Origin of the sequence: Paractinoplanes rishiriensis, assembly GCF_016862375.1 — a bacterium.
GTDB lineage: Bacteria > Actinomycetota > Actinomycetes > Mycobacteriales > Micromonosporaceae > Actinoplanes > Actinoplanes rishiriensis.
The window spans coordinates 1-1,143 of sequence record NZ_BOMV01000168.1; the positions used below are offsets into that span (position 1 = coordinate 1).

2 protein-coding genes are annotated in these 1,143 nt (G+C 68.6%); both read left to right on the forward strand.

Annotated features, from left to right (window positions below; genetic code table 11):
• The first annotated feature begins 62 nt into the window (after positions 1-62).
• Positions 63-527, forward strand: a complete 465-nt coding sequence (locus tag Ari01nite_RS49430; RefSeq protein ID WP_239163714.1) for a winged helix-turn-helix domain-containing protein — start codon at positions 63-65, stop codon at positions 525-527.
• A complete protein-coding gene (locus Ari01nite_RS49435; protein WP_239163715.1) occupies positions 506-1,111 on the forward strand; it encodes a transposase in 606 nt (201 codons plus the stop codon). The genes Ari01nite_RS49430 and Ari01nite_RS49435 overlap by 22 nt, the downstream gene beginning before the upstream one ends.
• Positions 1,112-1,143: the final 32 nt, after the last annotated feature.

The window sequence follows — 1,143 nt, forward strand, 5'->3', positions numbered from 1 at the left end:
GGCGTGATCGAGGTCGATGGGTTCGGTAGGCCGGAGGGATGAGGTATCCGGCTGGTGGTGGCATGAACGCGGCAGCCCGGGTTCGGCGTGAGAAGGTCCGGATCCAGGCCGCGACCATGTTCGAGGAGTCCCGATCGACCGCGCAGATCGCTTCTGAGCTGCGGGTTTCGGAGAAGTCAGTGCGGGATTGGCGCAAGAAATGGACGGCCGGAGGGACGGCTGCCCTGGCGTCGGCCGGGCCGGGCGGCTCGGACTGCAAACTCGCCGCCGACCAGCAGAAACAGCTCGCTGTGATGCTCGATGACGGGCCGGTCGTGCACGGCTGGGACGACGCTCGCTGGACCCTGGCCCGGGTGGTGGAGCTGATCGAACGCCGCTTCGGCGTCTGCTACACCCTGCGCGGGGTGTCCTATCTGTTGCACCGCCTGGGTTACAGCCAGCAGGTTCCTACCCGCCGGGCGATCGAACGCGACCCGGAAGCGATCGCCAGCTGGCACCGCAGGCGGTGGCCGTCGGTAAGAGGTTAGCGGCGGCCCAAGGCGCCTGGATCTGCTTCCAGGACGAGGCCGGTCAGGTGCTGCGTCCGCCGGTGGCCAAGACCTGGGCCCGGCGCGGGCACACGCCCGTCGTCGAGGTATCCGGCAAGGGTTCCGGCCGGGTGTCGATCGCCGGCCTGGTCTGCCTCAAGCCCGGCCAGCGGGGTCGGCTGATGTGGCGCACCCGCCTGCACCGCGGCCGCAAAGGCGAACGCGGCAGTTTCAGCGAGGACGACTACATCGCCTTCCTCGACCAGACCCACCAACGGCTGCAGGCGCCGATCGTGCTGATCTGGGACAACCTCAACACCCACGTCAGCCGCCGCATGCACGCCCTGATCGCGGCCCGCTCGTGGCTGACCGTGATCCGCCTACCCTCGTATGCGCCGGACCTCAACCCGGCCGAGGGCGTCTGGCGGTGGATGAAACGCGGCCTGACCAACATCGCCGCGCACGGCGTCGACCACCTCGCCGACCTGGTCAGACGGCGGTTACGCGCCTGCCAGCAACAGACCGATCTCCTCGCCGGCTTCTTCGCCAACACCGGCATGACCCTCGACCCGGAACTCCCGTGACGACGCGAACCTCAGCCTTTCAACCTCTGTAG

What these genes read in the sequence shown, in the direction of transcription:
- Ari01nite_RS49430 (WP_239163714.1), top strand. Translation starts at nt 63, where the DNA reads ATGAACGCGGCAGCCCGGGTTCGGCGTGAGAAGGTCCGGATCCAGGCC.